Source organism: Aeromonas sp. 600886, from assembly GCF_049174935.1.
In the GTDB taxonomy this organism is placed as follows: Bacteria; Pseudomonadota; Gammaproteobacteria; order Enterobacterales; family Aeromonadaceae; genus Aeromonas; species Aeromonas veronii_A.
In genome coordinates, this window is the sequence record NZ_JAAKUB010000001.1 from 255,723 (window position 1) to 281,590 (window position 25,868).

Here is a 25,868-nt window from a genome sequence, read left to right on the forward strand (position 1 = left end):
CACCATGATACAGATTGGCAAGATGAACACCCTCACCGTTGTTGAACTCGAAGACCGTGGCGCCTGGCTTGCGGCCGATGAGTACGGTGAACTGCTGCTGCCCAAGCGTCAACTGCCGGAAGGGGTGAAAGAGGGGGATAGCGTGCAGGTCTTCCTCTATCTGGATGCCGATTGCGAACCGGTGATCACCACCGACAAGCCATTTGCCATGGTGGACGAATTTGCCGGTCTGAAAGTGGTCAATGCCAACAAGATTGGTGCCTTCCTCGACTGGGGCATGAAAAAGGATCTGTTTGTGCCCAGCCGCGAGCAGAATAAGCCGATGCAGGTGGGCCACGTTTATCTGGTGCGTCTGCAACTGGATAACGAAGGGCGCATGGTCGGCACCAGCCGCATCGAGCGTTTCCTGACCCCGGCCGGCAGCAACTTCAAGGTCGGTGACGAAGTGACCGCGCTGCCGGGGGAGCACTCGCCCCTTGGCATCAAGGTGATCGTCAACGGTCAGTATCCCGGCATGCTGTTCAAGAACGAGGTGTTTGGCCGGGTGATGACCGGTCGGCCGCAAACCGCCTGGGTCAAGCAGGTGCGCGAGGATGGCAAACTGGATCTGACCCTGCAAAAGCCGGGTCTGGCGCGTGTTGATGATGCCGGTGAGCGCATTCTGAGCCGGATGAAAAAGCAGGGCGGCAGTCTGGCGGTGGGTGACAAGAGCGAACCCGAGCTCATCTACAAGCTGTTCAGCATGAGTAAGGGCACCTTCAAGAAGGCGATCGGCGGCCTCTACAAGCAGGGCAAGATCGTCATCGAAGATAACGCCATCACTCTGGTGGCCACAGAGACCGACTCGGCAGTGGATAGCGAATAAGATGCCGAGCCCCTGTGTTGGCCTCTGCAAGGCGAAAGATGGGCTTTGCCTTGGTTGTGGCCGCACCCTGACCGAGATCGGCCACTGGTCGGCGATGGATAGCAAGGCCCAGCTGGCGGTGATGGCCGAGCTGAATGGCTCGAAAAGCACCCACCGCTGCCCGGGTTGTGGCGAACCGGCCTATTGCGCCGTCTCTGCCGGTCAGACCATTGCGCAGTGCTGGTGCAGCCAGTTGCCGGCAATGCCGATGCAGGAGGCCAGCGCTTGCTGGTGCCGCCGCTGTCTGGCCAAGGCCATCGCGGCGCAGGATTAGCAGAGAACAGCAATAAAAGAGCATAGAAACAAGAAAGGCGCCGATGGCGCCTTTTTTATGCCTGCTGCTGGCGATGCCAGCGCACATGCACTTGATCTTCGGTCAGCAGACGGGGCAGCAGGAAGGTGGCGAAGATCACCTCAAACTCATCCTGATGATCCAGCAAACCGACCCACACTTCGACCCAGCGCTCCATATCGACCGGCTCACCCAGCTCGGTCGACCAGTCGGCATTGGGCAGAGTCGCCTCCACGGCGCCACGCTGCTCAAACTCCAGGGTGATGTCGACTATTTGTTCGGGGGCCAGCATATCGGCGGCCTGCTCAAGAAACTGATCATAGGCCCATTCGACCAGCTGATCCGGGGTACGCTGTTCCATGAAATCACTCCAGATACATCGAGGTTCGCTACTGTAACAATTATTGGCTGTGGCGGCCAGACCAGTGCGCCGGGCGTGGCTGGCCTGTCCAAGTTGCCGTTGGGGGAGTATGGTTAAGGCGCGGATCATCTGGCAGGGAGTAAGGGGATGAAACAGCGGGGACGGCGGCAACAGATCAAGCGACGGCGCGAGGCCTGGTGGTGGCACTATCTGCCGCTTCACCGCGAGACGGTGGGCGGCCATCTGGGCCCACCGGAGAAACCCGGTGAGCCCTGAGGATCAGTCGGCCTGATGCACCCGATTGAGGGTGATCTGACCCAGTTGCCCCATCTGGCGGCGGATCCAGACCGAGCGCTTCTGCACATAGGGTGAAGGGGGCTTGACCCGATAGCGCCACGGATTTGGCAGGACGGCGGCCAGCAGGGATGACTCGTAGCGGGTCAAGCGGCTGGCCGGTTTGCCAAAGTAGGTGCGGGCGGCGGCTTCGGCGCCATAGATGCCGGGGCCGAACTCCACGATATTGAGATAGACCTCGAGAATGCGGGCCTTGTCCCAACCCAGCTCCATCAGCAGGGTAAACCAGGCCTCCAGCCCCTTGCGCAGGAAGCTGCGATCACTCCACATAAAGAGGTTCTTGGCGGTCTGCTGGCTGAGGGTGCTGGCGCCGCGCATCCGTTCGCTGTGCTGGTTGTGCTTGAGCGCGGCGTTGATGGCATCCATGTCAAAGCCGTTGTGGTCGGCAAAGCGCTGATCCTCGGCGGCAATCACCGCCAGTTGCAGCTCCTTGGAGATGGACTCCAGATCCACCCAATCATGGCGCACCTGGGTGATCTTGGCGGGCGGAAACAGAGCCCGCTCGATACGCCAGCTCCACATCGGCGGATCGATAAAGCGCAGCAAGGCGACCGAGCCGACCGAGCAGAGCAGCCCGGCCAGCGCGATCTTGCCTGCCCACCTCAACACCCGGCGCCCAAGGGATGCAGATGGGCGCACGGGGGCCACGGCGTCAGGGCTAGACTCCCACTGATAGTGGCTGGGATCATCGGGATCCGGAATTATTGGGGCAGCCATTCGATGTGGCAGAACTTCTCGTCAACACGGCGGGAGAGCAGCATGCGGGCAAACAGGTGCTCATACTCTTGTTCTTCATTGCCAAGGCCTACCCAGATCTCGGCATAGTCAGTATCGCTCACCGCAAAACCCACGTCCGCCTCCCAGTCATCGGCCGGGTCGGTTTCGGCCAGCAGGCCGCGGTCGTTGAACTCCTGATTGAAGCGGGCGATCTCCTGCTCCGGCAGGTTGTCAGAGGCCAGCTCCATAAAGAGTTCGAGGGCGGTATCGAGCAGTTCCTCGACGCTGTGCATTTCGTCATTCATAGACATAAGCGGTCTGTTCCAGAAAAGAGAAAAAGGTGCCGGCGCAGATCTCTGCCTGCGGGGCGGCGCTATTCTAGCGGTCCGCAGACCCCTTGGCGAGATGAGGCGAGCCGCAGTGGCCTGTTTTTGTGCCAATAAAAAACCGGATCCAGTGACAGGATCCGGTCTTCATTGGGGGAAGGGGTCACGCATAGGGCGTCAGCTCATCCCTTCTTGTCATCGGCGAAGGTGATGTTGAGCTCCAGCACTGACAGCTCATCACTCTTCTGATCCAGTTGGACGGTTATCTTCTCAGGATCAATGTTGACGTATTTGCGGATCACATCGAGGATGTCCTGCTTGAGCTGGGGCAGGTAATCCGGCCCCCCTCTGGATGAACGCTCGTGAGCAACAATGATCTGCAACCGCTCTTTGGCCAGTTGTGCGGTGTTCTGTTTCTTGTTGGAACGAAAATAATCCAATAATGACATGTTTAACTCCCGAACAGTCGGCTAAAGAAGCCCTTCTTCTCTTCTTCCAGAAAACGAAATTCCTTGGCATCGCCCAGCAGGCGGGACACCGCATCTTCGTAGGCCTGACCGGCATCGGACTCCTTGTCCAGAATAACCGGTTCGCCGGAGTTGGAGGCGCGCAGCACCGCCTGGGACTCCGGGATCACCCCGAGTAGCGGGATGGCCAGGATCTCCTGCACATCCTGCACGCTCAGCATGTCGCCGCGGTTGACGCGGGTCGGGCAGTAGCGGGTCAGCAGCAGGTGCTCCTTGATGGGGTCTTCACCGCGCTCGGCGCGGCGGGACTTGGAGGCCAGGATGCCAAGGATGCGGTCGGAGTCACGCACGGAAGAGACTTCCGGGTTGGTGGTGACGATCGCTTCATCGGCAAAATAGAGTGCCATCAGCGCGCCTGCCTCGATCCCCGCCGGGGAGTCGCAGACGATGTAATCGAACTTCATCTCCGCCAGTTGATCCAGGATCTTCTCGACCCCCTCACGGGTGAGGGCATCTTTGTCCCGGGTCTGGGAGGCGGGCAGGATAAACAGATTTTCAGAGCGTTTGTCCTTGATCAGCGCCTGATTGAGGTTTGCTTCCCCATTGATGACGTTGACGAAGTCATACACCACGCGCCGCTCGCAGCCCATGATGAGATCCAGGTTTCTCAGACCGATGTCAAAGTCAATGACCACTGTCTTGTGACCACGCTGGGCTAAGCCGGTGCTCAGGGCCGCACTGGTTGTGGTCTTGCCAACGCCACCTTTACCCGATGTAACGACTATGATTCGCGCCATTCTCGCTTCCTTGTAACTCTATTTGATACGGTCTATTCGGAGTTGTTCGTTGTCCAGCCGGACGTGTACCGGTTGCTGGATCAGGCCTGCCGGCAACGCATCGCTCAGCTGGAATGTGCCCGCGATGGAGAGCAGCTCGGCCTGTAATTGCTGGCAATAGATCCGGGCCTGGGTATTGCCCCGGGCACCGGCAATGGCTCTGCCACGCAAGGTGCCATAAATATGAATGCTGTCATCGGCGAGCACTTCAGCTCCCGGACTGACGGACCCCAGCACCACCAGCGAGGTGCCGGCGGCATAAATCTGCTGGCCGGAACGAACCGGTCCCACATGTACCTTGCTCGGGATCAAGGGGGCGGGTTCGGGCTCGGGAACCACCTCAGGGACGGCTGGCGCGGGGGCTGGCTCGGGTTCCGGTTCGCTCTTGCGACTCTTGCCCGAGGCCATCACGGCCAGTCCCACCGCCTTGGCGGCTGTCTTCATCTCTTCACTGCGTGCCCCCGTGATGCCGACCAGCACAAACTCTTCGGACTCCACCAGCTCCTTGAGCTGTTCGAAATCGGGAATATGTTCCAGTCGGGAAACATTGATCACCAGCGGCGCGCAATTAAAAAAGTAGGGTGCCTGGGCCACTTTTTCGGCCAACAACTGACGTATCCGCTCAGGCTCGCCATCGCTGATATGCAACACAGAAATAGTGAAGGTGGTCCCTTTCAATTCGTTATCGCGCTCAACCATGAATCTTCCCCGAGGCAGAGATGCTAATCCGTTATTGTTATTCAATTCCTGATGTTATAGTTTGCCCCCATCAGAGGCAATAAACTCGTCGGATTATATCAATTTCCATGTTGTGTGCAGTCTATAAAAGTCGCAAAAAAGCCGAGACCTACCTTTTTGTTGAGAGAAGAGAGGATTTTTCCCGCGTCCCCGCGCCCTTGATGGGGGTGTTTGGCCGCCCAGAACTGGTATTGATGACCAAACTGGACCCCGCTAAGCCCTTGGGAATGGCCGATGTTGGCAAGGTAATGGAGGCGCTGACGACTCAGGGCTTCTACCTGCAGGTGCCGCCGCCCCCCGAGAATTTGCTGGAGCAACACAAGGCCAGCCTGAAAAAAACAGCCTGAATATCCAGCCCCGTTGTGCGTTCTGCCAAGCGGGGCTAATTCTTTGTGACTCTGCATGACGCATTTCGGCCCCGAAGAGGTAGCTTGCGATAATCCCGTGACAGGATCTGGCCAAATTAAACCCTCCCTTTGGTGATATTCACTTTTCGCTGTTTAAATAGAAAGTCAATCTGCTCCCAACACCATATCCTCAACCTTTGCTGGCGCTCACAAAAATAGCGAGTAGCGCGTACTCATATCCTCCATTTCAACGACTATTGGCTCATTCATCGATTATTTTCAGCCTCTTCCTTGGGCGCTTTTTGGCCTCCACTGCCCGATGCGTTTTACATCAAATAGGGCGTAAAGAGGGCGGTGATAACGGTGCTAAAACCAGTTTGTGCGATGCGCTGTGGCTAAAATGATGAGCTAACCCTCTGTTTGTGTGCTTGATTGTTTGCCCTGATCACGAAAGTACCACATAGGAGGCAATCAATGTGGCGGCGTGATAATCCGCAGGGTGAGCGGTAACCGCGTCTTGCCAAACAAGGGTATGACCAAAGGGGGGATATTGAGCTGAGGGGCCATCTCGATATCGATTAGTTGTGAAATTGTGACCGGGGCAAGATAGCAGGTACAGGTTTCATGTAGGGGCGTAATGTCCCTCTCAATGCATTGAGAAGAGTTAATCAAGGTATGTAATTAGAGAGGTATGCAGACAAGGCAATCCGCATTGCGGTGGCGTAGCAGGGTATATCAGCGACGCCCTACAGTGAAATGGTCGGTATGCCGGTATAAGTGCCCGGCATCCCATTCGGGCAATAAAAAAGGCGGGATATCCCGCCTTAGTTCAGATGAGGGTCGCAACCCTTATTTATTCGCAGGCAACCTGCATCACTTTGATGGCCAGACCGCCACGGGAGGTTTCACGGTACTTGGAGTCCATGTCCTTGCCGGTGATGTACATGGTCTCGATCACCTTGTCCAGGGAGACGCGCGGCTTGGAGGTACGACGCAGGGCCATACGGGAGGCGTTGACCGCTTTCATGGCTGCGATGGCGTTACGCTCGATGCAAGGCACCTGTACCTGACCGGCAACCGGATCACAGGTCAGACCCAGGTTGTGTTCCATGCCGATCTCGGCAGCTTCGCAGACGTGCTCCGGGCTACCGCCCATCAGCTCGGTCAGACCGGCAGCGGCCATGGAGCATGAGACACCCACTTCACCCTGACAGCCCACTTCGGCGCCGGAGATGGAGGCGTTCATCTTGTAGAGGATGCCGACGGCACCGGCAGCCAGATAGAAGCGGGTGTATTCGTCGCGGCCAACCGGCTGGATGAACTTGTCGTAGTAGGCCAGAACGGCCGGGATGATACCGGCAGCGCCGTTGGTCGGGGCAGTGACCACGCGGCCACCGGCAGCGTTCTCTTCACTGACTGCCAGAGCGAACATGTTGACCCAGTCAACGATGTTCATCGGATCGCTCGAGAGGTTCTCGTTGGTGTTGAGCTGACGGTAGAGCGGCGCGGCACGACGGGGTACGCGCAGCGGGCCGGAGAGAACGCCTTCGGTACGGCAACCGCGCTCGATACCTTCGCGCATGGTGTTCCAGATCTTGCCGAACTTCTTGTAGATCTCTTCCGGAGTGTTGAAGCACTTCTCGTTTTCCATCATCAGAGCAGAGATGGAGAGACCGGTCTGGCTGCAATGGGCAACCAGCTCGGCGGCGCTCTTGAACGGATAGCGTACGGACATGTCGCCGCTGTCAGCCTTGCCGAAGTTCTCTTCGTCAACGATGAAACCGCCACCGATGGAGTAGTAGGTCTTGCTGTAAACCACTTCATCTTCGATCAGGGCAGTCAGCTTCATGCCGTTTTCGTGCAGTGGCAGGGCTTCGTCGTGGAATACCATGGCGTCGCGCGGGAAGCTGACAGTGTGGCAGTGCAGGCCGATCGGCAGGCGCTCGGTCTGCTCAACACGGGAGATAAACTCGGGGATCGCATCGATATCGACATTTTCCGGCAGGTTGCCAGCCAGGCCCATGATGATGGCAGTGTCGGTATGGTGGCCTTTGCCGGTCCAGGAGAGGGAGCCGTAAACGTCGACATTGATCCGGGTTACATCGCGGATCTTGCCGCCCGCGCGCAGCTCGTCAACAAACTGTTTGGCCGCTTTCATCGGGCCAACAGTGTGGGAAGAAGAGGGGCCTACACCGATTTTGAAGATATCAAAAACGCTGATCATGTCACTATTACCTCAGGGTAGAAGGGGGCGGCATGCCCACTCACAGAAATTTGGGAGATCCATGGAACGCGCTTGTCAGCGCAGGTCACAGAACCAGATAACCGTAGTGTAACGGCTCCAGACCTAAAAAAAGTTGAAATAGATCTATTTTTGTTGAATCTGAGGCGCGAGTATAAAATTTATTTTTGTGCTTATCCATTTTGTTAAGCGTTTGCCCATAAAAATACCCGGCGATGCCGGGCATTTCGGAACCAAATGGAGTCATTTGCCGTTTTTTAACATTCGGTAATGTTAACGGCGAGGCCGCCACGGGCTGTCTCCTTGTATTTGGTCTTCATGTCGTTGCCGGTCTCCCACATGGTCTTGATCACCTTGTCGAGCGACACCTTGTGCTCGCCGGTGCCGCGCAGGGCGAGGCGGGCGGCATTGATCGCCTTGACCGCCCCCATGGCGTTGCGCTCGATGCAGGGCACCTGTACCAGCCCGCCAATGGGATCGCAGGTGAGGCCGAGATTGTGCTCCATGCCGATCTCGGCGGCGTTCTCCACCATGGCCGGACTGCCCCCCAGTAGTTCGGTCAGTGCGCCGGCCGCCATGGAACAGGCGACTCCCACTTCTCCCTGACAACCCACTTCGGCGCCGGAGAGGGAGGCGTTCTTCTTATATAAGATGCCGATGGCAGCCGCGGTGAGGAAGTAGCGGATCAGCGTCTCGTCATCCACCTTGTGCACGAAGCGATCGTAGTAGTGCAGCACGGCGGGGATGATGCCCGCAGCGCCATTGGTGGGGGCGGTGACCACCCGGCCACCGGCGGCGTTCTCCTCGTTGACCGCCAGCGCAAAGAGATCGACCCACTCCATCACCATCAGCGGATCCTTGTTGAAGTTGGTCTCGCAGCTTAGCTGGCGGAACAGCCCTGGGGCACGGCGCCGAACCTTGAGGCCGCCCGGCAGCACCCCTTCGCTTTTGCAGCCTCGCTCGACGCAGCCCTGCATCGCCTGCCAGATCTTGCGCAGCCCCGCTTTTATCTGCTCATCGCTGCGAAATACCCGCTCATTGGCGAGGATAAGCCCCGAGATGGAGAGGCCGCTCTCCTGACAGTGGGCCAGCAGTTGGGCGCCGCTGTCGAACGGGTAGGGGACAGGGTGCTCGGCATCGGACTTGGCGGCCTCTTCTTTGGCGGTGGCAAAGTGGCTCTCTTCAATGATGAAGCCGCCACCGATGGAGTAGTAGGTCTGGCTGAAGCGCAGGCTTTCCTCTTTATCAAAGGCCCGCAGAGTCATGCCGTTGGTGTGGGCCGGCAAGGTTTTGCGACGGTTGAAAATGATGGCACCGGTGCGGGGAAAATGGCTTGGTTGCTCGCCTGCCAACTGCAGGCTCTGTTCATTTTCCACTTGAGCCAGAATGGCGGGAATCGCATCGATATCGACCGATTCCGGTTCAAAGCCCGACAACCCCAGAATGATCGCCTTGCCAGTGCCGTGTCCTTTGCCGGTCTGGCCCAGCGAGCCGTAACACTCCACTTCGACCCGCGTGACCAGCGGCAGATGGCCTTGCAGCTTGAGCTGCTGAACGAAGGCATAGGAGGCACGCATGGGGCCGACGGTATGGGAAGAGGAGGGGCCAATTCCGATGGAAAACAGGTCAAACACGCTGATCATGACATCAATCCGGTGATGGTTTATGTCTGTTTATTCTAGGATTTTTGCCGTGGATGGAAAGCGGGGATGTGCGGTGCTGTGACATGGACACAGATAATGGGGCTGGGGGGACCAAGAAAGTTGAAGGGGCTGATCCCCTTCAACCGGCCTGATCAGTCGAGAAATTCGCACAGATAGGCAGTGGGGGTTTTCACTTCCAGTTTGAAGGAGGAGTGACCGGCCACCAAGAAGGATTCACCCTGGCTGTAGGTGTGCCACTCATCTTCATCAGCCAGCTGGATGGTGAGGGCGCCCTTGATCACTGTCATCCGTTCTGGGGAGGCGGTGTTGAACAGGTAGTCACCGGCGTTCATCACCCCGACGGTTGATTTCTCGCCTTTTTGCTCGAAACCGATGGATTTCACATTTCCGTCGAAATACTCGTTAACTTTCAGCATCTTTACATCCCTGTGTGTACGTTTGTGCAGCCAAACTAGCACAATTTTTTGCCAGTTGTCATGAGGTGATGAGGTAAAAATTGCCGAGACCACTTTGAATCTTCACTTTTTCGCAAACTTATTAATAGCCAAGGTTAATGATTTGCTGATTTAAAACAGCAATTAAATGTGAGATAACACGCGCAAACAGGGGAATGGGCAGCCGCTCATTCCCCTGTTTGGTTAATTGCACTGGGAAAGTGTGAATTTTGCTACATAAAGGAACATATTGTGTTAACTAAAGGACTCATTAAAAACATCGGCTTCCAGGTTGTGGTTGCCATGGTACTGGGCGCAGTGGTCGGCGCGTTCATGGGTGAACAAGCCACCGTGTTTGCACCGCTCGGTACCCTGTTTATCCAGCTGATCAAGATGCTGGTGATCCCGCTGGTGGCGGTAGCCATCCTCTCCGGCGCCGCCAATCTGGGCGCCAGCCCGGCTGCGGGCAAGATCGGTGCAGCGACGCTGGCCTTCTTCCTCGTGACCTCAGCATTAGCCGTGTTGCTGGCGCTGGTGATGGGGCAGATCTTCAAGCCGGGTGTCGGGGTCGATTTCGCTTCCGTCGCCTCCATGTTTGGCGGTGACTATGCCGATAAAGGGGCGCTGCCGGATGCAGTCGCCACCCTGCTTGGCATGATCCCCACCAACGTCTTCAACTCCCTCAACGAGGCTAACATCCTGCAGATCCTGGTGTTCTGCATGTTCCTCGGTATTGCGCTGGCCAAACAGCCGCGCGAGCGGGCCAAGCCACTGGTCGATGGGCTCAATACTCTGGTGGATGCCTTCGTCTGGATGATCAACAAGGTGATGATCATCGCGCCGCTCGGGGTGTTCGGTCTGATGGCTGAGGCCATCGGTACCTACGGCTTCGACGTGCTGACCCTGGTGCTCAAGCTGTTCGTGGTTTATGTGGCTGCCATCCTCATCTTCGGCTTTGTGGTCTATCCGCTGCTGGTGATGATGTTTTCCAACACGCCGGTGATGAAGTACCTCTCTGCCATGAAGAAGCCGCAGATCGTGGCCTTCTCCACCGCCTCTTCCATGGCGACCCTGCCGGTCAATATGGAGACCTGCGAGCATGATCTGAAAGTGACCAACGCGACCGCCTCCTTCGTGTTGCCGCTGGGTGCCACCATCAACATGAGCGGCAACGCCATCTATTACGGTCTGGTCGCCATCTTCTTCGCGCAGGTTTACAACATCGATCTGAGCGTCGGTGCCTGGGCGGCCATCATTGTGACCTCCACTCTAGGGGCGATCGGTCAGGCCGGTGTGCCGGGCCCAAGTTTCCTGGTGGTTGCCGTGCTGCTGGCGGCCGGGATCCCCATTGAAGGGTTGCCGCTGCTGTTCGCGCTGGATCGACTGTTCGATATGATCCGCACCTCCCTCAATATCACCGGCGATGCGGCCTGTGCTGTCATTGTTGACCGCTTCAGCCCGGAATATGACCCGCAGCGCTGGAACAAGGCATAACGGCTTTGAGCTGGACTGAGATATAACAGCCCTAAGCTGACACTGAGAAACGCGAGCTCCTGCCATGATGGCGGGGGCTTTTTTATATCTGCCGGACAAGTATCAGAGCAAAGGTGTGCACAAGAGATTGCTGACGAATGTAGCTGTGTTGAATGGAGAGCACGGGAGGGAAAACATCAGTTGTGGGCATGGGCCTTGTGACGGATGGTTGCCTGTGTGGCCGCCGGGGCAATGGGGCCGTCAAACGGCGGCTAACAAAAAGGGGAGCCTTACTCCCCTCGGATATGATTTGCTGCTTTTTCTACTCCATCAGGCCATGTGGTTAAACCATCCTGGCCACACCTTTGTGGCGAAAGAAACAGCGTCAACGTGATGAAATCATATCTATGTTGACCATCTCGCCATTGTCACTGAAAAACGCCAGTTTGTGGCGATTAAATAGACATGGCAAAGAGGGTCGGTCCGGATTGATGCCTCTCTATCCGGCTCAGAACTGTGACAGTGAGGGCAGAGAGACAGCAACCAGGGTGAAAAACACCGTGAAAACGGCAGTAACGACAAACTCTTTCATTTTTCTCTCCCTAAGTTGTTGGTTGATGTAGTCAAGATACCATAACAAGGGGGTAAAACAAGGTGTGAATTGATAAAATAGCTGCTTTATATGCTTGGCTGGTTTAGATGGCTATTTTTGTCATATTGAGCTGATTTTATCACCTGCCATGACATGTCAGGCATTCAATATTCTGTTTTTATGATTATTTCATTTAAATTCAATTAGTTAGTTTGTTGGTGGTTGGCTTGGCGATGGGTTTTGTATGGGGCTTAAATGGCATTTAATAAGTTTTCACCCTCGTAATGGCGTCATTAAGGCCATGAAAAGTGTACGAGGCAATGATTTGGCGATGCCTGACGTGGATAGCCCATCCAAAAGAAGTCTATGGAGAGAGTCTGGTTGCCAACCCTTGTCACACCATCACTTTATCAGTCCGGAGTCTCCGCATTTTTACAGCAATACACTGGGTTCATAGGGAGGAGAGCCGTGCATCGAGGGGGGACAGAGTAGCAGCTGGCTGTTTTATCACCGCCAATTTTCCCGTCGGCCTCGGAATAGACATGGCCGCAGCAAGAGTGAGGTGCGCAATAGGGCAGAGGCATACTCTCTCGCTGGGCTGGGCTGGGCTGGGCTGGGCGCGAGCAGCGATTTGCGTGGGCGATGCACCTGCGTGAGTCATGTGATTGCAATACGAGAGCTGCGCCGGAGCATGGTTGGGGAAGATATCTGAATCCCTTCTACAAGATTGAGATATAAAAAGCGGCATATGACGAGGAGGCTGAACAAGTTGGTTTCAGGGGCGACAGAGCGCAGGTCAACGCAATCCGGTTCGCAGTAATAAAACACATCCACGACGATACCGGAACTCTGTTCGTAGGCTGAAGCCGGTTGCTGTGAGGAGAGGAAGGCTGGTGATCAGTCAGATGGCGCAAGGGTTGGTAATCAGGCAACCCGTATGGTGAGGGGCACACAGCGTGCCGATGCCCCCGTTTTTGCAAGATATTAAAAAACCCTCCGATGGAGGGTTTTTGTCATCAACAGCCGGTAAAAAGCCGCGAGGCTTAGAACAGGGTGGTGGAGAGGTTGTAAAGCTCCTGATCGAACGGACGCTTCATGTTCTCGATGCAGTCGATGATGTCGTGGTGTACCAGCTCGTTGCGCTGGATACCGACGCAGCGACCACCGTGACCAGCCAGCAGCTGCTCAACGGCGTAAGCACCCATACGGCTGGACATGATGCGGTCACGGGCAGTCGGGGCTCCGCCACGCTGGATGTGGCCCAGGATGGTGGCGCGAGTTTCACGACCGGTCAGGGCTTCGATGTCCTTGGCCAGCGCGTTCACGTCGGTAACGTGCTCGCAGATGGTGATGATGGCGTGCTTCTTGCCCTTGGCTTCGCCTTCCTTGATCTGCTTGAGCAGCTTCTCTTTGTCGAAGGCTACTTCCGGCACGATCACATACTCGGCACCACCGGCAACGGCGGCAGACATGGCCAGATCGCCACAGTGGCGACCCATGATCTCGACCACGGAGATACGGTGGTGGGAGCTGCAGGTGTCGCGCAGGCGGTCGATGGCGTCAACCACCACGTTCAGGGCAGTATCAAAGCCGATGGTGAAGTCGGTACCGGCGATGTCGTTGTCGATGGTGCCCGGCAGGCCGATGCAGGGGAAACCCTCTTCGGTCAGCTTCTTGGCACCCATGTAGGAGCCGTCACCACCGATGACGACCAACGCGTCGATACCGTGCTTTTTCAGGTTTTCGATCGCTTCGGCGCGCACTGCGGGGTCTTTGAAGGCAGGGAAACGGGCGGAGCCGAGGAAAGTACCACCACGGTTCACCACGTCGGAGACGCTGTGACGCTCTAGCTTGACGATGCGATCCTGGTGCAGACCGAGGTAGCCATCATAAATACCGTAAACTTCCAGGCCATGATGCAAACCGGCGCGAACCACGGCGCGAATGGCTGCGTTCATACCCGGTGCGTCGCCACCACTGGTCAAAACACCAATACGTTTGATTTGTTTGGTCATGAGTGCCTCTGGATCTGAGTTGTCAAATACGAATGTTTAAATAGACAAGCCACTTTTACTATATCGGCTTTCATATGGGATGCGGGGGCCACCATAGGAAAAGCGATACAAGAGAGGGGACGAGCCCCTCTCTTTGCCGTAATCAACGATTACTTGGCAGCGCCAGCGATGATCTGGGAGAAGTCGTCCACTTTCAGGGACGCACCACCGACCAGGCCACCGTCGATGTCCGGCTGACCGAACAGGTCGGCTGCAGTGGCGCCAGTGACGGAACCGCCGTACAGGATCTGTACTTTGGCAGCAACGGCGGCATCAAAACCGGCCAGGTACTGACGGATGTGAGCGTGAACGGACTGAGCGATCTCCGGAGTGGCAGTCTTGCCAGTACCGATGGCCCATACCGGCTCGTAAGCGATAACGGCGTTGTTGAAGGAGGCGATACCGCAACGGTCGATAACGGCTTTCAGCTGGGTCTCAACCACGTTCTTGGTCACGCCGGCTTCGAATTGCTCCAGAGTTTCACCGATGCACAGAACCGGGATCAGGCCGCCTTTCTGGATCGCTTCGTACTTGGCAGCAACCACGTCGTCACTCTCTGCGTGCAGGGTACGACGCTCGCTGTGGCCGACCAGAGAGTAGGTGCAACCAAAGGCTTTCAGCATGGAGGGGGCGTTTTCGCCGGTGAAGGCACCAGACTCGTGAACGTCAGCGTTCTGGGCACCGTAGGCAATCTTGCTGCCAGCGGTCAGTTGCTCAACCAGACCCAAAAAGATAACCGGCGGGCAGACGGCGACTTGTACAGAAGGATGAGCGGCAGCAGCCGGGGTCAGTCCTTTGATCAGAGCTTCTACAGAAGCCTTGGTGCCGTTCAGTTTCCAGTTACCCATTACCAGGTGCTGTCTCATCTTGTATATCTCCTAGGCATTTGATTGCGCGACATTATATGAATTGAACCGAGCCCAAGATAGCTGACCCGGCGGCAAATGACGTAATTTTTTTTCGCTTTCCTGATCCAAATCAGGAATGAAACGCTTGATCGCTCATTCGTTAACCTGCCCCCGCAAGCGAGCCCACCATACCCCAATCCATTCGTGGATGGCAGCTTCGGAATACATCAGATAACGCCCTTTGGGTAAATAACTGTAGAGGGGCTGGGGTACCTGGCTCTGCTTGGCGGTGTAGTCGGTGGGGGCTGGCACGGCCTTGAGTCCCTGACCCTGATAGAGGGCCATGGCACGCGGCAAATGAGTGGCCGAGCTGACCAGCGCCACCTCTTTTCCTTTCAGATGGCGACTGATACTGACCGCCTCATCATGAGTGTCTTTGTTGTTTTCAAACAACGTCATCCGCGCGCGGGGAATGCCGAGACTCTCGGCCATCCGGGCATTGACCTCGGCATTGGAGAGGGGATCTCCCGATACATAGCCCGAAAAGACAAGCTCTGCCTGCGGATACGCCTGGGCCAGCCGTACCCCCTCGAGGGTGCGAGCCAGTGCAATATTGTTTTGCCAGGAGCGCTCGGGCACCGCCGGATCGCTGACATGGCCATTGCCGAGCACCACGATGGCGTCGATGTTGGGATGCTGGCTCACCTCGAATGGCGGGAAGGTTTGTTCCAGCCCGCGGGCCAGTTCATAGCTCACCGGCCGCATCCCCATCAGCGCCACAATGAGCAGCGAGAGGGTGGCCAGCAGCTTGCCGGTTTTCTGAAAACGGGTGAACCAGAGCAGCAGCAGGGCGACCAGCAGCAGGGAGAGGGAGAAGGGGAGCGGCATCAACAGCTGACCCAGCCACTTTTTGAGCACAAACACGACAGACACTTCCTTGAGTTTTCAGCAAATTCGGGATGTGACAGAATACCTCTCTTTTTTGGGATGGCCACAACCCTGTGGCGCTAATGTTGAGTTTCTCCTTGAAGCACGATCAGAGTTTTGACGGGCGCGCCGACAAGTTCGCCCGCAACATTTACGACTCCACCAAGGGGCGCATCCGCACCACCATTGTCTGGAGCGACATCGAAGCCTGCCTGGCCCGCCTTGGCAACCGACCGCTGCGCATCCTCGATGCGGGGGGCGGTTTTGGCTATTTCGCCCAGAAGCTGGCGGCCATGGGCCATCAGGTGGAGCTGTGCGATCTGTCAGCAGAAATGCTGGAACTGGCCCGCAGCCAGATCGCCGAGAAGGGGCTGGAAGACAAAATTCGTCTCATCCATTGCCCCATTCAGGATCTGAAGCAACACGTGACCGGTACCTTTGATCTGGTGCTCTGCCATGCGGTGCTGGAGTGGCTCGCCGAGCCGCGCCAGACCTTGCTGGGTCTGTTCCCTTTCGTCAATGCCGGGGGCATACTGTCGCTGCTTTTTTACAACCGTCATGGCTTGCTGTTCCAGAGCTTGGTGGTGGGCAATTTTGACTATGTGCGCCTTGGTCTTCGCAAGAAGCGCCAGACTGCGCTTACGCCCACCAACCCCCAGTTGCCGGAGCAGGTCTATGACTGGATTGGTCGCGGGGGACTGCGCATCATCGGCAAGACGGGGGTGCGGGTCATCCACGACTATATGCGTCACAAGCAGGATCAGGTGGAGAAGTTCGACGATCTGCTGGCCATGGAGCAGCAATATTGCCGTCAGGAGCCTTTTGTCTCCCTCGGTCGCTATATCCATGTGATGGCCCAGAAGCCGGCCAGTTGATTGCTCGCGGTTCACGTCGATGTGAACCATGTTTTCGATGCTACCGGATGTAGCCGCGCGCACGATTTTGCGCCCAATACAACAACGAGATGACAACATCATGATGAGTACATCCCGTACCCTGCCAGAGATGGTGGGATGGGTCAGGCAGGAGGGGTTGGCGCTGAGCCTGCCAACCGACCGGCTGGCCTTTCTGATTGCAATCAAGACCCTGTCCGAAGATGAGTCGGATTTGTCGGAAGCTGCGCTGCACGATGCCTTCGGCTATGTCAGCAGCGCCTTCGGCCAGATGGACGAGACCCTCACCGGTCGCGCCAACAACGCCATCAACGATCTCATTCGCCAGCAACTGTTGTCGCGTTTCAACACCGACATGGTGGCGGGGGAGAGCCTCTACCGCCTGTCGCGCTTGGGTGTGAGCATCGTCGACTTCTTTATGGATCAGCGTCAGGTTGACTCCATCAAGCTCTCCATTCTGCTCGAACACCTGGCTTCCGAGCTCGACACCGCCCGCAAGGCGGCGCTGGAAACCAACACCCGCGAGCAGTGGGATGCCGAGGTGCTGCCACGCCTCACCTTCTCGCTGGAAGAGACCCTGGGGCGCATCGATCTCACCCAGCGCGCCATGGATGAGCAGCAGAATCAGGTCAAAAGCGAGATTGCGGCCCTGCTGACCCAGAACTGGGTCGATGCCATTCACAGTTGCGAAAAGCTGCTGCACGAGACCGGCCAGACCCTGCGCGAGCTGCAGGATACCCTGGACGCTGCCGGCCACCGCTTGCAGGCGGGGCTGCTCAATATTCAGGAAGCGGCGCAGGGGCGCGACGATCTGTTTCACGTCGAGGAGCTGACTCACGCCTTGCAGGGGCGCCTTGACGTCATCACCAGCTGGGGTCAGCAGTGCATCGAGCTCTGGTCCCGCTACGACAGACACGTCCACAAATTTATCCGCAACGCCATCGACATGGACAAGAACCGTGCCTTCAGCCAGCGGCTGCGCGAGTCCATCCGCAACTTCGAGCAGCACAACTGGCAGCTGCGGGTGGCCGAAGAGCCCCGTCTACTGGAGCTGCGCGACGAAACCATCGCCATCCACGACGAGGAGGTGACCGGTGAGGTGCCACTCGAGATGGAGTACGTCGAGATGGTAGACATCAATCAGGAGCTGGCCGAGCGCATCGAGCGATATCTGGCCCGCTACCCCGAGCAGGGCCAGCAGTTGGATCTGGCCGATGTGCTGCGCGAATACCTGCTGGATTACCCGGCTCATGCCCACTTCGATGTGGCGCGTCTTCTGATCGACCAGGCCGTGCGCCTGGGCCATGCCAGCGGCGAGCGCGAACTGCATCGCCAACCCGCATGGAAACCCATTAACCAAGCTGGATCCAAGGTTCAGGCCTATGTCATTGATCAATTCTGAGTTTCCCTTGCCGCTGCGTCTCGCAGAGGCGATTGCCAACCCCTTGTTTCCGCGCATCGACACCGCCTTGCGCTCCGGCCGCCACATCAGTGCCGACGAGTTCGAGCAGCATTCGGCGCTGGTCGAATATCACAGCGAGCTGGAGATCTTCTACGGCCGCTATCAGGTGGAGCTGATCAAGGCGCCGGAAGGCTTCTTTTACCTGCGCCCGCGCCCGAGCTCCGACATCGGCACCACTGTGCTCTCCGAGCTCGATATGCTGGTGGGCAAGGTGCTCTGCTACCTCTACCTGAGCCCGGATCGTCTCGCCTCGGAAGGGGTATTCGCCATGGCCGAGCTGCAGGAGGAGGTGTTGAGCCTCGCCGACGAGAAGCAGCTGCTGCGGATGGTCAACAGCCGCTCCGGCGGTACCGATCTCGACAAGAAGAAGTTGCTCGAAAAGATCCGTACCTCCATGCGCCGTCTGCGCCGCCTTGGCATGATCACCGCCCTTGGTAACGGGGATAAATTCCGGGTCAATGAATCGGTGTTCCGTTTCGCCGCTGACGTGCGCTCCGATGAAGATCCGCGCGCCGTTCAGCTGCGGATGATCCAGGAGGGTGAAGCCATCTTCCACGACGACGAAATGCCGAGCAGCGACTCGCTCTTTGATGACATCGAGGCGGATCTCGATGAAGAACAACTGGATCTGGAGGTATAACCGGTGCGAGGCAAGTTCAAATCCCTGACCATGGTCAACTGGAACGGCTTCTTTGCCCGGACCTTCGATCTCGACCAGCTGGTCACCACTCTTTCCGGCGGCAACGGCGCGGGCAAGTCCACCACCATGGCGGCCTTTATCGCGGCGCTCATCCCCGACCAGTCACTGCTTCACTTCCGTAATACCACGGAAGCGGGATCGAGCAGCGCCTCCCGTGACAAGGGGCTCTACGGCAAGCTGCAGCGCGGCCACTGCTACTCACTTCTGGAAGTGATGAACAGCCGCGAACAGCGGATCTGGGTCGGCGTTCACCTCGAGCAGGTGGCCAACCGCGACAACAAGGTCAACATCACCCCATTTGCGCTGGTGGATGTGCCGGAGAATCTGGCACCGACCGATCTGCTGCTGGAGAAGCTCGATGGCGGCAAGGGGCGGGTACGTGCCTTTACCGACCTGAAAGGGGCGGCCGCCGAGCTGGGGGCGCTGAAAGTCGCCAAATTCAATACGGTGACCGACTATCACAACTTCATGTTCGAGTTCGGCATCACCCCGAAGAAGCTGCGTGATCAAAAAGATCGCGGCAAGTTCTATCGCCTGATCGAGGCATCCCTCTACGGCGGCATCTCCTCGTCCATCAGCCGTTCCCTGCGCGAATACCTGCTGCCGGAGAACTCCGGGGTACGCAAGGCGTTTGCAGACATGGAGGCGGCCATCTATGAAAACCGTCGCACGCTGGAAGCGATCAAGGAGACCCAGGGTCAGCGGGATCTGTTCAAGAACCTGATCACCGAGACCACCCACTATGTGGCGGCGGACTATGTGCGCAATGCCGCCGAGAAGAGCCGCCTCTCCGAGCTGGCCCTCAAGGCGCGCCAGGAGCTGGCCGACAAGCGCCGCATTCTGGCCGAAGAGAAGCAGCGCGCTATCTATCTGGCCGACGAGGTGGAGCAGCTCACCAACCGCGAGAAACTGCTGACCGACGAGCTGGAGTCTGCCTCCGAGCATCTGGCCAAGGTGATGGCGGCGGTCAGCTTGCAGAAGAAGATCGAGATGTACCGTGCCGATCTGGCGGATCTCTCTGACAAACTCGAACAGCAGCAGGCGGTAGTGGAGGAGATCCACGGCCAACTGCTGGAGGTGGAAGAGCGCAAGGAGCTGGCACAGGCAGAAGTCGACAGCCTCAAGACCCAGCTGGCCGACTATCAACAGGCGCTCGATATCCAGCAGACCCGCGCCATCCAGTATCGTCAGGCAGTGCAGGCTCTCGATGCTGCCCGCGAGCAGTGCGAGCTGCCGGGGCTGACCGCCGAACAGGCGAGCGACACCCTGCATCAGTTCCGCGCCGCCGAGCAGAGCCTCACCAGCCGGGTGCTGGGGGCCGAGCAGCAATTGGCGCTGGCCAAGGCGGCAGTGGCCGAGCACGAAGCGGCACTGGCACTGCTTTTGAGCATCGCCCCCGAGACAGTGCGCGAGGCCGCCTGGCCCACTGCGCAGGCGCTGCTCAAGCGTCACATCGAAGACAAGGCCCGTATTGCCCAGGGGCAGGGGCTGCGCGCCGCGCTGGCTCGCCTCGAGAAAGAGAGCGAAAGCCAGAAGAGCCTCTTCAAGCTGCGTGACGAGCTGCAGCAGGCCTCTGGCCAGCTTATCGCCAGCAGCGATGAGCTGGAGATCTTCCTCGAAGCCCAACGCACCCGTCAGGAGGAGCTCTCCGAGCAGCAGGCGGAGGTGAACCAGCGCCGCGCCAGCCTCGAGCATCAGGGCACCCAGCTCGGCCGCGATATTGCGGAGCTCACCAAGCTGGCGCCGCGCTGGCTGAAATCCTTTGAAAAACTCGAGCAGCTGCGCGAGCAGAGCGGTCTGCCGCTGACTACCGCCGAAGAGCTTTCGACCGGTATGCAAACCGTGCTCGACAAGGAGCGCGAGTTCGAGCAGGAGAGCAACCGCATCGCGGCGCAGAAACAGGCGCTGGAGCTGCAAATTCGCAACCTGCAGCTGGGTGCTGGCGAGGCTGATCCCCGTCTTGCCCGCATCGCCGAGCAGGTGGGGGGCGTGCTGCTCTCCGATGTCTACGACGACATCTCCATCGACGATGCCCCTTACTACTCGGCGCTCTACGGCCCGGCTCGCAGCGCTTTGGTGGTGCTCGACCTCGAAGGTGCCATCGAGCGGCTGAAAAAGCTGGAAGATTGCCCGGAAGATATCTACCTGATTCAGGGCAACCCCGACTCCTTTGACGAGGATCTGGTGGAAGCCGACGAGCTGGGAGACGCCGTGCTGGTGCGCACCAGCAAGCGTCAGGTGCGTTTCTCCCGCTACCCCGAGCTGCCGCTGTTTGGTCGCGCCGCCCGGGAAAAACGGATCGAGCAGCTCGACCTTGAGCGCGAAGGGCTCATCGAGGGTTACGCCAAGGCCGCCTTCGAGCAGCAGAAGTACCACCGTCTCTACGGTCACTTCCGCGACTTTATCGGTCAGCATCTGGATATCGCTTTCCGCCCCGACCCCGAAGCCGAAGTGCAGGCCAAGCAAGCCGAACTGCGCGCGCTGCAAGGTGCCATCGGTGAGTGCGACAAGCAGTTGGCCGAGGCCAAAGCGGCGGCCGCCCAGCTGACCCGCCATATCCAGCTGGTGCAGGGGATGCTGCCCTTTGCCCACCTGTTTGCCGAGACTGATTTGGCGGCCCGCCTCGAGGCGGCTCACGCCGATGTGGAAGCGCTGAAACAGGCCGAAGCCTTTATCGCCAAACACGGCAAGTCGCTGGAAAAACTGGAAACCATGGTGCAGGTGCTGCGTCAGGATCCGCAGGATCTTGCGGCACTGCAGGCAGCTTACGATGAGGTGAGCGATCTGCTGGCCGAGCAGAAGCGCCGTTGCTACGCCCTCGATCAGCTGGTGGCCCGTCTGCCGCACTTTGCCTATCAGGATGCACAAGACCTGCTGGGCAAGGCCTCCGAGATGAGCGAGCGACTCAAAGAGAAGCTCAAGGCGGCCGAGCTGGCAGCCCGCACCGCTGGCGAGCAGCACAAGCAGATTGCCCAGCGCCACACCGAGGCGTTGCAGCTGCGCACCGCGCTCAACTCCAGCGTCGAGGCCAAGCGCCAGACCCTGACCGAGTTCGAGCAGGAGCTGGCGGCCATGGGGCTGACCCTCTCTGACGATATGGAAGAGAAGGCGCGCGCTCACAAGAAAGAGATTGAAGAGCTGCTGATCCGCACCCGTTCCCGTCGCACCAGCGCCGAGGCCCAGTTGCAGGTAACCAAGCGCGAGATCGAATCCCTTGGCGGTCGTCTTAAGCTGGAAGGCAAGGATTACTACAGCGCCCGTAAATCACTGGTGGGTCACAAGGCGAGCTGGTCGCGGGTGGTGCGGCTGGCACGGGAGACCGACGTCGAGAAGCGCCTCAACAAGCGCGAGCTGGCGTATCTGGACAGCGACGAGCTGCGCTCCATGTCGGACAAGGCCCTCGGGGCCCTGCGGGTAGCGGTGGCCCACGACGAGGCTCTGCGAGATGCGCTGCGTCTCTCCGAGGGCAACCGCAGCACCGAGCAGAAGGTGGCCTTCTACGTGCAGGTCTACCGTTACCTCAAGGATCGCATCCGCAACGACATCATCCGCTCCGATGATCCGGTGGAGGCGATCGAGGAGATGGAGATCGAGCTGGCCCGTCTGGCAGACGAACTCAAGCAGCGGGAAACCCACCTGTCGCTCTCCTCTCACGAGGTGGCGGCCAAGATCACCAACATCATCCGCCGCGAGCAGAACCGCATCCGAGTGCTCAACCAGGGCTTGCAGAACATCGCCTTCGGTCTGGTTCGCGGGGTGCGCCTCAACGTCAATATCCGCGAGGCCCATACCCGTCTGCTGACGGCGTTGGCCGACCAAACCGCCATGCACAACGATCTGTTCGCCGACAAGGAGCTCAGCTTCTCCGAGGCGATGGCCAAGCTGTTCCAGCGCCTGAACCCGCAGATCGAGCAGGGGGATCGCAGCTATCAGGTGATGGGCGACGTGCTGCTCGACTATCGCAACTATCTGGAGCTGGAGATCGAGGTGCAGCGCGGCGCCGATGGCTGGCTGCGGGCCGAGAGCGGTGCGCTCTCCACCGGCGAGGCGATCGGTACCGGTCAGGCCATCCTCTTGATGGTGCTGATCAGCTGGGAGGAGGAGTCCCGCCGTCTGCGCGGCAAGGACATCGCCCCCTGCCGCCTGTTGTTCCTCGACGAAGCGGCCCGTCTGGATGGCAAATCCATCGCCACCCTGTTCGAGCTGTGCGAGCGGCAGGATATGCAGCTGCTTATCGCGGCGCCGGAGAACATCAGCCCGGAGAAGGGCACCACCTACAAGCTCATCCGCAAGGTACAGGGCAAGCACGAGCACGTGCATGTGGTGGGTCTGCGCGGTTTCGGCTTTGCCGACGACAAGCTGATCGCCTGACTCTGATGGGCAAATAGCAAGAGAAAAGGGAGGCATTCGCCTCCCTTTTTATTGGAAAAATATGGCAAAGTAGCTGCGCTGCCTGTGATGGGATAAGGCTGCGGATGAACGGGCTTGCCCGGTTCTGGTTAATAAGTATCCCTCTTGTTGTGCTGCGTTGCGGACGCAGATCGGAGGGTGTTTGCGTGCTCTTGCTGGCAAACGCGAGCAGAGACGTGGCCCCTCGATTGTCTCTTGGGTGCAACAGTGGTGATTTAAATCCTGTGTTTATTGCAACAATCGCGGTGGCCACTGCACTGGCACCGGGCTGGGCGCCATGATGGCAAGGGGCCGCCTACATTGCGGTGGCTTGCCGGTATGGGGAGAATCTCCCCGTTACTGCGACGTGAGATGATCCGCCGGGCTATCTATCCGGCAAGGTGAGCGAGGAGAAGTAGATGCGCGGCATCGGGAGAGAAGGAGTGGTGCAATCGGCCTGCAAAGGGGGGCTGTTGCTTGTCTGCCTGCTGCTGGCAGCCTGTAGCAGCCGTTATGACGAGAGCCACGGCGGCAGCTGGCGCGGCTATAGCGAGACCGGTTATGCCAGCTATTATGCCGACCGCTATCACGGTAAAAAGACCGCCAGCGGCGAGCTCTATCGCAACAATCTCAATAGCGCCGCTCATATGGAATTGCCCTTTGGTTCCATGGTGCGGGTGACCAACCTCGCTAACGGCAAGAGCGTAGTGGTCAAGGTCAATGATCGCGGCGCCTTTAAAAGCGGGCGAATTATCGATCTCTCCAAATCGGCCTTCAGTTCGATTGCCAATATTCGCGAAGGTGTTATCAAGGTAAAGGTTGAGGTGCTGTGACCGCTCGTGATGCTTCAGAATCTGCAGTCGTTTGGAAAAATCGTAATAGGGTGATTGTGCGCTAACAGCGTATCCAATATGGCTTGAGCAGGGAAAGAGATGGATATTGAGCTGATTAATGTGCCGCAAAGTGAATTTGAGCAGGTCTTTACTGCCGTCAAAGAGGGAATATTTCCCTATGTTGAGGCGCTCTTTGGCTGGGATGACCAATTTCAACGCGACCGACTAACCAGCTCATATCGGCCGCAATGGTTTTCGTGGATCCTGCATGGGGGAGAGCGCATTGGTCTGTTATGCAGCAAGCCATATGAGGATGCCCAGCATGTTCATCTGCTGATCATTTTCCCTCAGTATCAGGGACGGCAGCTTGGTGCTGCCGTGATGGAACGGCTGCATCAGGAGGCTGAGCGTGAGGGCAAATGCCGGGTCACCCTGTCCAGCTTCACAGAGAACCATGGGGCGATACGGTTTTATGAGCGCCTTGGTTACAACGTGGTCGAAGAGGATCAAGAGTTTGTCTCCATGTCCCGGCCGTTGGGCTGTGACCTCGGATTGAAAAAAGTAGTTAATGGAGAGTTGTGATGGCGATTTTGAATATTTTGACGGCTCCCGACCCCAGGTTGAGGCTCAAGGCCGAGCGAGTTGAGGATATCGCTGCCGTACAGGGGCTGATCGATGACATGCTGGAGACCCTGTATGCGACGGAAAACGGGATTGGTTTGGCCGCGACTCAAGTAGGGCGTAAAGAGGCCGTCGTTATTATCGACTTGTCCGAGAGCAGGGATCAGCCGCTGGTTTTGATTAATCCACAAGTGATAAGCGGTACTGAAAAGGTGCTTGGACAAGAGGGCTGTCTCTCCGTGCCGGATTACTACGCGGATGTCGAGCGTTACAGCTCGGTGGTGGTATCTGCTCTGGATCGAAAAGGCAATCCGATCACCATCGAGAGCAGCGATTTTTTGGCCATTGTCATGCAGCATGAAATTGATCATCTGGATGGCAACTTGTTCATTGATTACCTGTCACCGCTCAAGCGGCAGATGGCACTCAAACGCGTTAAAAAATCTCTGAAGTCCGCCAGCTAATGTTTGCGGATAGTGACTGGCCGTTTTAGTTATGTGGGGAGCAGGCAGAATGAAAGTGGCAAGATGGAATGTCAGGGCGCTGTTTGGCCGCAATAGCAATGAGGTACGGGGAAGCAATGAGGGACGGGGACGTTATGGGCTGAAAGCTCTGCTGTTGCTGGGAACCTTGTGGGTTGCACTCCCCGTATCAGCCGATGAAGAGCAGCTGCCGGCCGAATATCGCCCCTTTGTGCAGCGGTTGGTCGATGCGGCAGAAGCCCGGGATCATCAGGCCCTTGCCAACCAGATGAAGTACCCCTTCAAGCAGGAGTATCCCATTCCCGCCATCAAAACCCCGGCGGAGATGCTGAACCGATTTGGCGAGGTATTTGATGACGTGATTTTAACAAGCATCGCTACATCCCGGGTCGGGCAGGATTGGCAGACCATGGGCTGGCGCGGCATCATGCTGGGCAGTGGCGAGGTCTGGATGGATTTTGATGGCAAGGTGATCGGTATCAATCATCAGACGGCGCAGGCCACCAAATTGAAAGCCGAGCTTATCGCCAGGCAGAAGAGCGGTCTGCATCCCAGTGTGCAGGAGTACAAGAGCCCCGAGCTGATGTGGCAGACCGAGAAATTTACCATCCGCATCGACGAGTTGGACGATAGCCACTATCGCTACGCCTCCTGGGCCAGGGGCAAGACGCTCGCCGACAAGCCGGATCTGGTGCTGAAAAATGGCACCGTCAGGGTGGAGGGGACGGGGGGCAATCATACCTATTTCTTCACGAGTGGCCCCTATCGCTACGAGTGCGTCGTCACCGTGCTGGGTGAGCGAGGCGTGCCACCGGGTGAGCTGGTGGTCTATAAAGACGACGTCGAGATAGTGCACCAACCGGTGAGCAAGGTGCTGTGACAGCAAATCCACATAAAGAGAGATCAAGGAGC

25 protein-coding genes are annotated in these 25,868 nt (G+C 57.9%); 13 read left to right on the forward strand and 12 right to left on the reverse strand.

What is annotated here, in order from left to right; all coding sequences use genetic code 11:
• Nucleotides 1–4 precede the first annotated feature (4 nt).
• Nucleotides 5–865, forward strand: a complete 861-nt coding sequence (locus tag G5179_RS01195; protein ID WP_005336853.1) for a CvfB family protein — start codon at nucleotides 5–7, stop codon at nucleotides 863–865.
• Between the two features lies 1 nt (nucleotide 866).
• Entirely contained in the window at nucleotides 867–1,178 is a 312-nt protein-coding gene (locus G5179_RS01200) for a DUF1289 domain-containing protein (RefSeq protein WP_110303768.1), read from the forward strand.
• 55 nt (nucleotides 1,179–1,233) lie between these two features.
• On the opposite strand, the gene G5179_RS01205 is transcribed toward G5179_RS01200, so the two are convergent.
• On the reverse strand, nucleotides 1,234–1,557 hold the full coding sequence (locus tag G5179_RS01205; RefSeq protein WP_005336851.1) for an HI1450 family dsDNA-mimic protein: 324 nt from the start codon (nucleotides 1,555–1,557) through the stop codon (nucleotides 1,234–1,236).
• 147 nt (nucleotides 1,558–1,704) lie between these two features.
• On the opposite strand from G5179_RS01205, the gene G5179_RS01210 reads away from it, so the two are divergent.
• Nucleotides 1,705–1,833 (forward strand): hypothetical protein, encoded by a 129-nt coding sequence (locus tag G5179_RS01210; RefSeq protein WP_376940133.1) that lies wholly within the window; start codon nucleotides 1,705–1,707, stop codon nucleotides 1,831–1,833.
• Nucleotides 1,834–1,836: 3 nt separating this feature from the next.
• On the opposite strand, the gene mtgA is transcribed toward G5179_RS01210, so the two are convergent.
• The 5 genes from mtgA to minC all read right to left on the reverse strand — a co-directional run bounded on the left by mtgA (nucleotide 1,837) and on the right by minC (nucleotide 4,956).
• Nucleotides 1,837–2,628: a monofunctional biosynthetic peptidoglycan transglycosylase gene (mtgA, locus tag G5179_RS01215; RefSeq protein WP_421257705.1), complete on the reverse strand. Its 792-nt coding sequence runs from the start codon at nucleotides 2,626–2,628 to the stop codon at nucleotides 1,837–1,839.
• A complete protein-coding gene (locus G5179_RS01220) occupies nucleotides 2,613–2,939 on the reverse strand; it encodes an HI1450 family dsDNA-mimic protein (RefSeq protein WP_005352317.1) in 327 nt (108 codons plus the stop codon). Before G5179_RS01220 ends, mtgA begins: the two co-directional genes overlap by 16 nt.
• Before the next feature lie 197 nt (nucleotides 2,940–3,136).
• Nucleotides 3,137–3,403 (reverse strand): cell division topological specificity factor MinE, encoded by a 267-nt coding sequence (gene minE, locus G5179_RS01225; RefSeq protein ID WP_005336848.1) that lies wholly within the window; start codon nucleotides 3,401–3,403, stop codon nucleotides 3,137–3,139.
• Between the two features lie 2 nt (nucleotides 3,404–3,405).
• The gene (minD, locus tag G5179_RS01230) at nucleotides 3,406–4,218 is read right to left on the reverse strand and encodes a septum site-determining protein MinD (RefSeq protein WP_005336847.1); all 813 of its coding nucleotides are present in this window, start codon (nucleotides 4,216–4,218) and stop codon (nucleotides 3,406–3,408) included.
• 18 nt (nucleotides 4,219–4,236) lie between these two features.
• Complete coding sequence (gene minC, locus G5179_RS01235; RefSeq protein WP_069528166.1) at nucleotides 4,237–4,956, reverse strand: septum site-determining protein MinC; 720 nt, start codon at nucleotides 4,954–4,956, stop codon at nucleotides 4,237–4,239.
• Between the two features lie 107 nt (nucleotides 4,957–5,063).
• Here minC and G5179_RS01240 point away from each other — a divergent pair, with 107 nt between their 5' ends.
• A complete protein-coding gene (locus tag G5179_RS01240; protein ID WP_421257706.1) occupies nucleotides 5,064–5,342 on the forward strand; it encodes a YcgL domain-containing protein in 279 nt (92 codons plus the stop codon).
• Between the two features lie 853 nt (nucleotides 5,343–6,195).
• Here G5179_RS01240 and G5179_RS01245 read toward each other — a convergent pair.
• From G5179_RS01245 to G5179_RS01255, 3 genes are all read right to left on the reverse strand, one after another.
• On the reverse strand, nucleotides 6,196–7,566 hold the full coding sequence (locus G5179_RS01245; RefSeq protein ID WP_005336844.1) for an L-serine ammonia-lyase: 1,371 nt from the start codon (nucleotides 7,564–7,566) through the stop codon (nucleotides 6,196–6,198).
• A gap of 275 nt (nucleotides 7,567–7,841) precedes the next feature.
• Nucleotides 7,842–9,227, reverse strand: coding sequence for an L-serine ammonia-lyase (locus G5179_RS01250; protein ID WP_421257707.1), 1,386 nt, complete (start codon nucleotides 9,225–9,227; stop codon nucleotides 7,842–7,844).
• 152 nt (nucleotides 9,228–9,379) lie between these two features.
• On the reverse strand, nucleotides 9,380–9,664 hold the full coding sequence (locus G5179_RS01255; RefSeq protein ID WP_421257708.1) for a pyrimidine/purine nucleoside phosphorylase: 285 nt from the start codon (nucleotides 9,662–9,664) through the stop codon (nucleotides 9,380–9,382).
• 270 nt (nucleotides 9,665–9,934) lie between these two features.
• Between G5179_RS01255 and G5179_RS01260 the strand changes: the two genes are divergently transcribed.
• A complete protein-coding gene (locus G5179_RS01260) occupies nucleotides 9,935–11,176 on the forward strand; it encodes a dicarboxylate/amino acid:cation symporter (RefSeq protein WP_005352303.1) in 1,242 nt (413 codons plus the stop codon).
• A 1,614-nt stretch (nucleotides 11,177–12,790) separates the two neighbouring features.
• On the opposite strand, the gene pfkA is transcribed toward G5179_RS01260, so the two are convergent.
• The 3 genes from pfkA to elyC form a co-directional block, all read right to left on the reverse strand.
• Nucleotides 12,791–13,762: a 6-phosphofructokinase gene (gene pfkA, locus G5179_RS01265; protein WP_005336840.1), complete on the reverse strand. Its 972-nt coding sequence runs from the start codon at nucleotides 13,760–13,762 to the stop codon at nucleotides 12,791–12,793.
• Nucleotides 13,763–13,911: 149 nt separating this feature from the next.
• A complete protein-coding gene (gene tpiA, locus G5179_RS01270) occupies nucleotides 13,912–14,667 on the reverse strand; it encodes a triose-phosphate isomerase (protein ID WP_120414341.1) in 756 nt (251 codons plus the stop codon).
• 135 nt (nucleotides 14,668–14,802) lie between these two features.
• Nucleotides 14,803–15,573 carry an envelope biogenesis factor ElyC gene (gene elyC / locus G5179_RS01275; protein WP_421231039.1) on the reverse strand — a complete coding sequence of 257 codons (771 nt, stop codon included), beginning with the start codon at nucleotides 15,571–15,573 and terminating at the stop codon, nucleotides 14,803–14,805.
• A 101-nt stretch (nucleotides 15,574–15,674) separates the two neighbouring features.
• Between elyC and cmoM the strand changes: the two genes are divergently transcribed.
• The 8 genes from cmoM (at nucleotide 15,675) to G5179_RS01315 (ending at nucleotide 25,836) form a co-directional block, all read left to right on the forward strand.
• Entirely contained in the window at nucleotides 15,675–16,451 is a 777-nt protein-coding gene (cmoM, locus tag G5179_RS01280; protein WP_033113262.1) for a tRNA uridine 5-oxyacetic acid(34) methyltransferase CmoM, read from the forward strand.
• A gap of 100 nt (nucleotides 16,452–16,551) precedes the next feature.
• On the forward strand, nucleotides 16,552–17,871 hold the full coding sequence (gene mukF, locus G5179_RS01285; protein ID WP_042030892.1) for a chromosome partition protein MukF: 1,320 nt from the start codon (nucleotides 16,552–16,554) through the stop codon (nucleotides 17,869–17,871).
• Nucleotides 17,852–18,571, forward strand: a complete 720-nt coding sequence (mukE, locus tag G5179_RS01290; protein ID WP_005336835.1) for a chromosome partition protein MukE — start codon at nucleotides 17,852–17,854, stop codon at nucleotides 18,569–18,571. The genes mukF and mukE overlap by 20 nt, the downstream gene beginning before the upstream one ends.
• 3 nt (nucleotides 18,572–18,574) lie before the next feature.
• Nucleotides 18,575–23,002, forward strand: coding sequence for a chromosome partition protein MukB (mukB, locus tag G5179_RS01295; RefSeq protein WP_421257709.1), 4,428 nt, complete (start codon nucleotides 18,575–18,577; stop codon nucleotides 23,000–23,002).
• Nucleotides 23,003–23,439: 437 nt separating this feature from the next.
• Nucleotides 23,440–23,853 (forward strand): septal ring lytic transglycosylase RlpA family protein, encoded by a 414-nt coding sequence (locus G5179_RS01300; protein ID WP_108613510.1) that lies wholly within the window; start codon nucleotides 23,440–23,442, stop codon nucleotides 23,851–23,853.
• Between the two features lie 99 nt (nucleotides 23,854–23,952).
• Nucleotides 23,953–24,435 (forward strand): GNAT family N-acetyltransferase, encoded by a 483-nt coding sequence (locus G5179_RS01305; RefSeq protein ID WP_421257710.1) that lies wholly within the window; start codon nucleotides 23,953–23,955, stop codon nucleotides 24,433–24,435.
• The gene (gene def, locus G5179_RS01310; protein WP_033113258.1) at nucleotides 24,435–24,938 is read left to right on the forward strand and encodes a peptide deformylase; all 504 of its coding nucleotides are present in this window, start codon (nucleotides 24,435–24,437) and stop codon (nucleotides 24,936–24,938) included. The genes G5179_RS01305 and def overlap by 1 nt, the downstream gene beginning before the upstream one ends.
• 49 nt (nucleotides 24,939–24,987) lie before the next feature.
• Nucleotides 24,988–25,836 (forward strand): hypothetical protein, encoded by an 849-nt coding sequence (locus G5179_RS01315; RefSeq protein WP_421257711.1) that lies wholly within the window; start codon nucleotides 24,988–24,990, stop codon nucleotides 25,834–25,836.
• Nucleotides 25,837–25,868: the final 32 nt, after the last annotated feature.

What these genes read in the sequence shown, in the direction of transcription:
- G5179_RS01195 (WP_005336853.1), top strand. Translation starts at nt 5, where the DNA reads ATGATACAGATTGGCAAGATGAACACCCTCACCGTTGTTGAACTCGAA.
- G5179_RS01200 (WP_110303768.1), top strand. Translation starts at nt 867, where the DNA reads ATGCCGAGCCCCTGTGTTGGCCTCTGCAAGGCGAAAGATGGGCTTTGC.
- G5179_RS01205 (WP_005336851.1), bottom strand. Translation starts at nt 1,557, where the DNA reads ATGGAACAGCGTACCCCGGATCAGCTGGTCGAATGGGCCTATGATCAG.
- G5179_RS01210 (WP_376940133.1), top strand. Translation starts at nt 1,705, where the DNA reads ATGAAACAGCGGGGACGGCGGCAACAGATCAAGCGACGGCGCGAGGCC.
- mtgA (WP_421257705.1), bottom strand. Translation starts at nt 2,628, where the DNA reads ATGGCTGCCCCAATAATTCCGGATCCCGATGATCCCAGCCACTATCAG.
- G5179_RS01220 (WP_005352317.1), bottom strand. Translation starts at nt 2,939, where the DNA reads ATGTCTATGAATGACGAAATGCACAGCGTCGAGGAACTGCTCGATACC.
- minE (WP_005336848.1), bottom strand. Translation starts at nt 3,403, where the DNA reads ATGTCATTATTGGATTATTTTCGTTCCAACAAGAAACAGAACACCGCA.
- minD (WP_005336847.1), bottom strand. Translation starts at nt 4,218, where the DNA reads ATGGCGCGAATCATAGTCGTTACATCGGGTAAAGGTGGCGTTGGCAAG.
- minC (WP_069528166.1), bottom strand. Translation starts at nt 4,956, where the DNA reads ATGGTTGAGCGCGATAACGAATTGAAAGGGACCACCTTCACTATTTCT.
- G5179_RS01240 (WP_421257706.1), top strand. Translation starts at nt 5,064, where the DNA reads ATGTTGTGTGCAGTCTATAAAAGTCGCAAAAAAGCCGAGACCTACCTT.
- G5179_RS01245 (WP_005336844.1), bottom strand. Translation starts at nt 7,566, where the DNA reads ATGATCAGCGTTTTTGATATCTTCAAAATCGGTGTAGGCCCCTCTTCT.
- G5179_RS01250 (WP_421257707.1), bottom strand. Translation starts at nt 9,227, where the DNA reads ATGATCAGCGTGTTTGACCTGTTTTCCATCGGAATTGGCCCCTCCTCT.
- G5179_RS01255 (WP_421257708.1), bottom strand. Translation starts at nt 9,664, where the DNA reads ATGCTGAAAGTTAACGAGTATTTCGACGGAAATGTGAAATCCATCGGT.
- pfkA (WP_005336840.1), bottom strand. Translation starts at nt 13,762, where the DNA reads ATGACCAAACAAATCAAACGTATTGGTGTTTTGACCAGTGGTGGCGAC.
- tpiA (WP_120414341.1), bottom strand. Translation starts at nt 14,667, where the DNA reads ATGAGACAGCACCTGGTAATGGGTAACTGGAAACTGAACGGCACCAAG.
- mukF (WP_042030892.1), top strand. Translation starts at nt 16,552, where the DNA reads ATGATGAGTACATCCCGTACCCTGCCAGAGATGGTGGGATGGGTCAGG.
- mukE (WP_005336835.1), top strand. Translation starts at nt 17,852, where the DNA reads ATGTCATTGATCAATTCTGAGTTTCCCTTGCCGCTGCGTCTCGCAGAG.
- G5179_RS01300 (WP_108613510.1), top strand. Translation starts at nt 23,440, where the DNA reads ATGCGCGGCATCGGGAGAGAAGGAGTGGTGCAATCGGCCTGCAAAGGG.
- G5179_RS01305 (WP_421257710.1), top strand. Translation starts at nt 23,953, where the DNA reads ATGGATATTGAGCTGATTAATGTGCCGCAAAGTGAATTTGAGCAGGTC.
- def (WP_033113258.1), top strand. Translation starts at nt 24,435, where the DNA reads ATGGCGATTTTGAATATTTTGACGGCTCCCGACCCCAGGTTGAGGCTC.
- G5179_RS01315 (WP_421257711.1), top strand. Translation starts at nt 24,988, where the DNA reads ATGAAAGTGGCAAGATGGAATGTCAGGGCGCTGTTTGGCCGCAATAGC.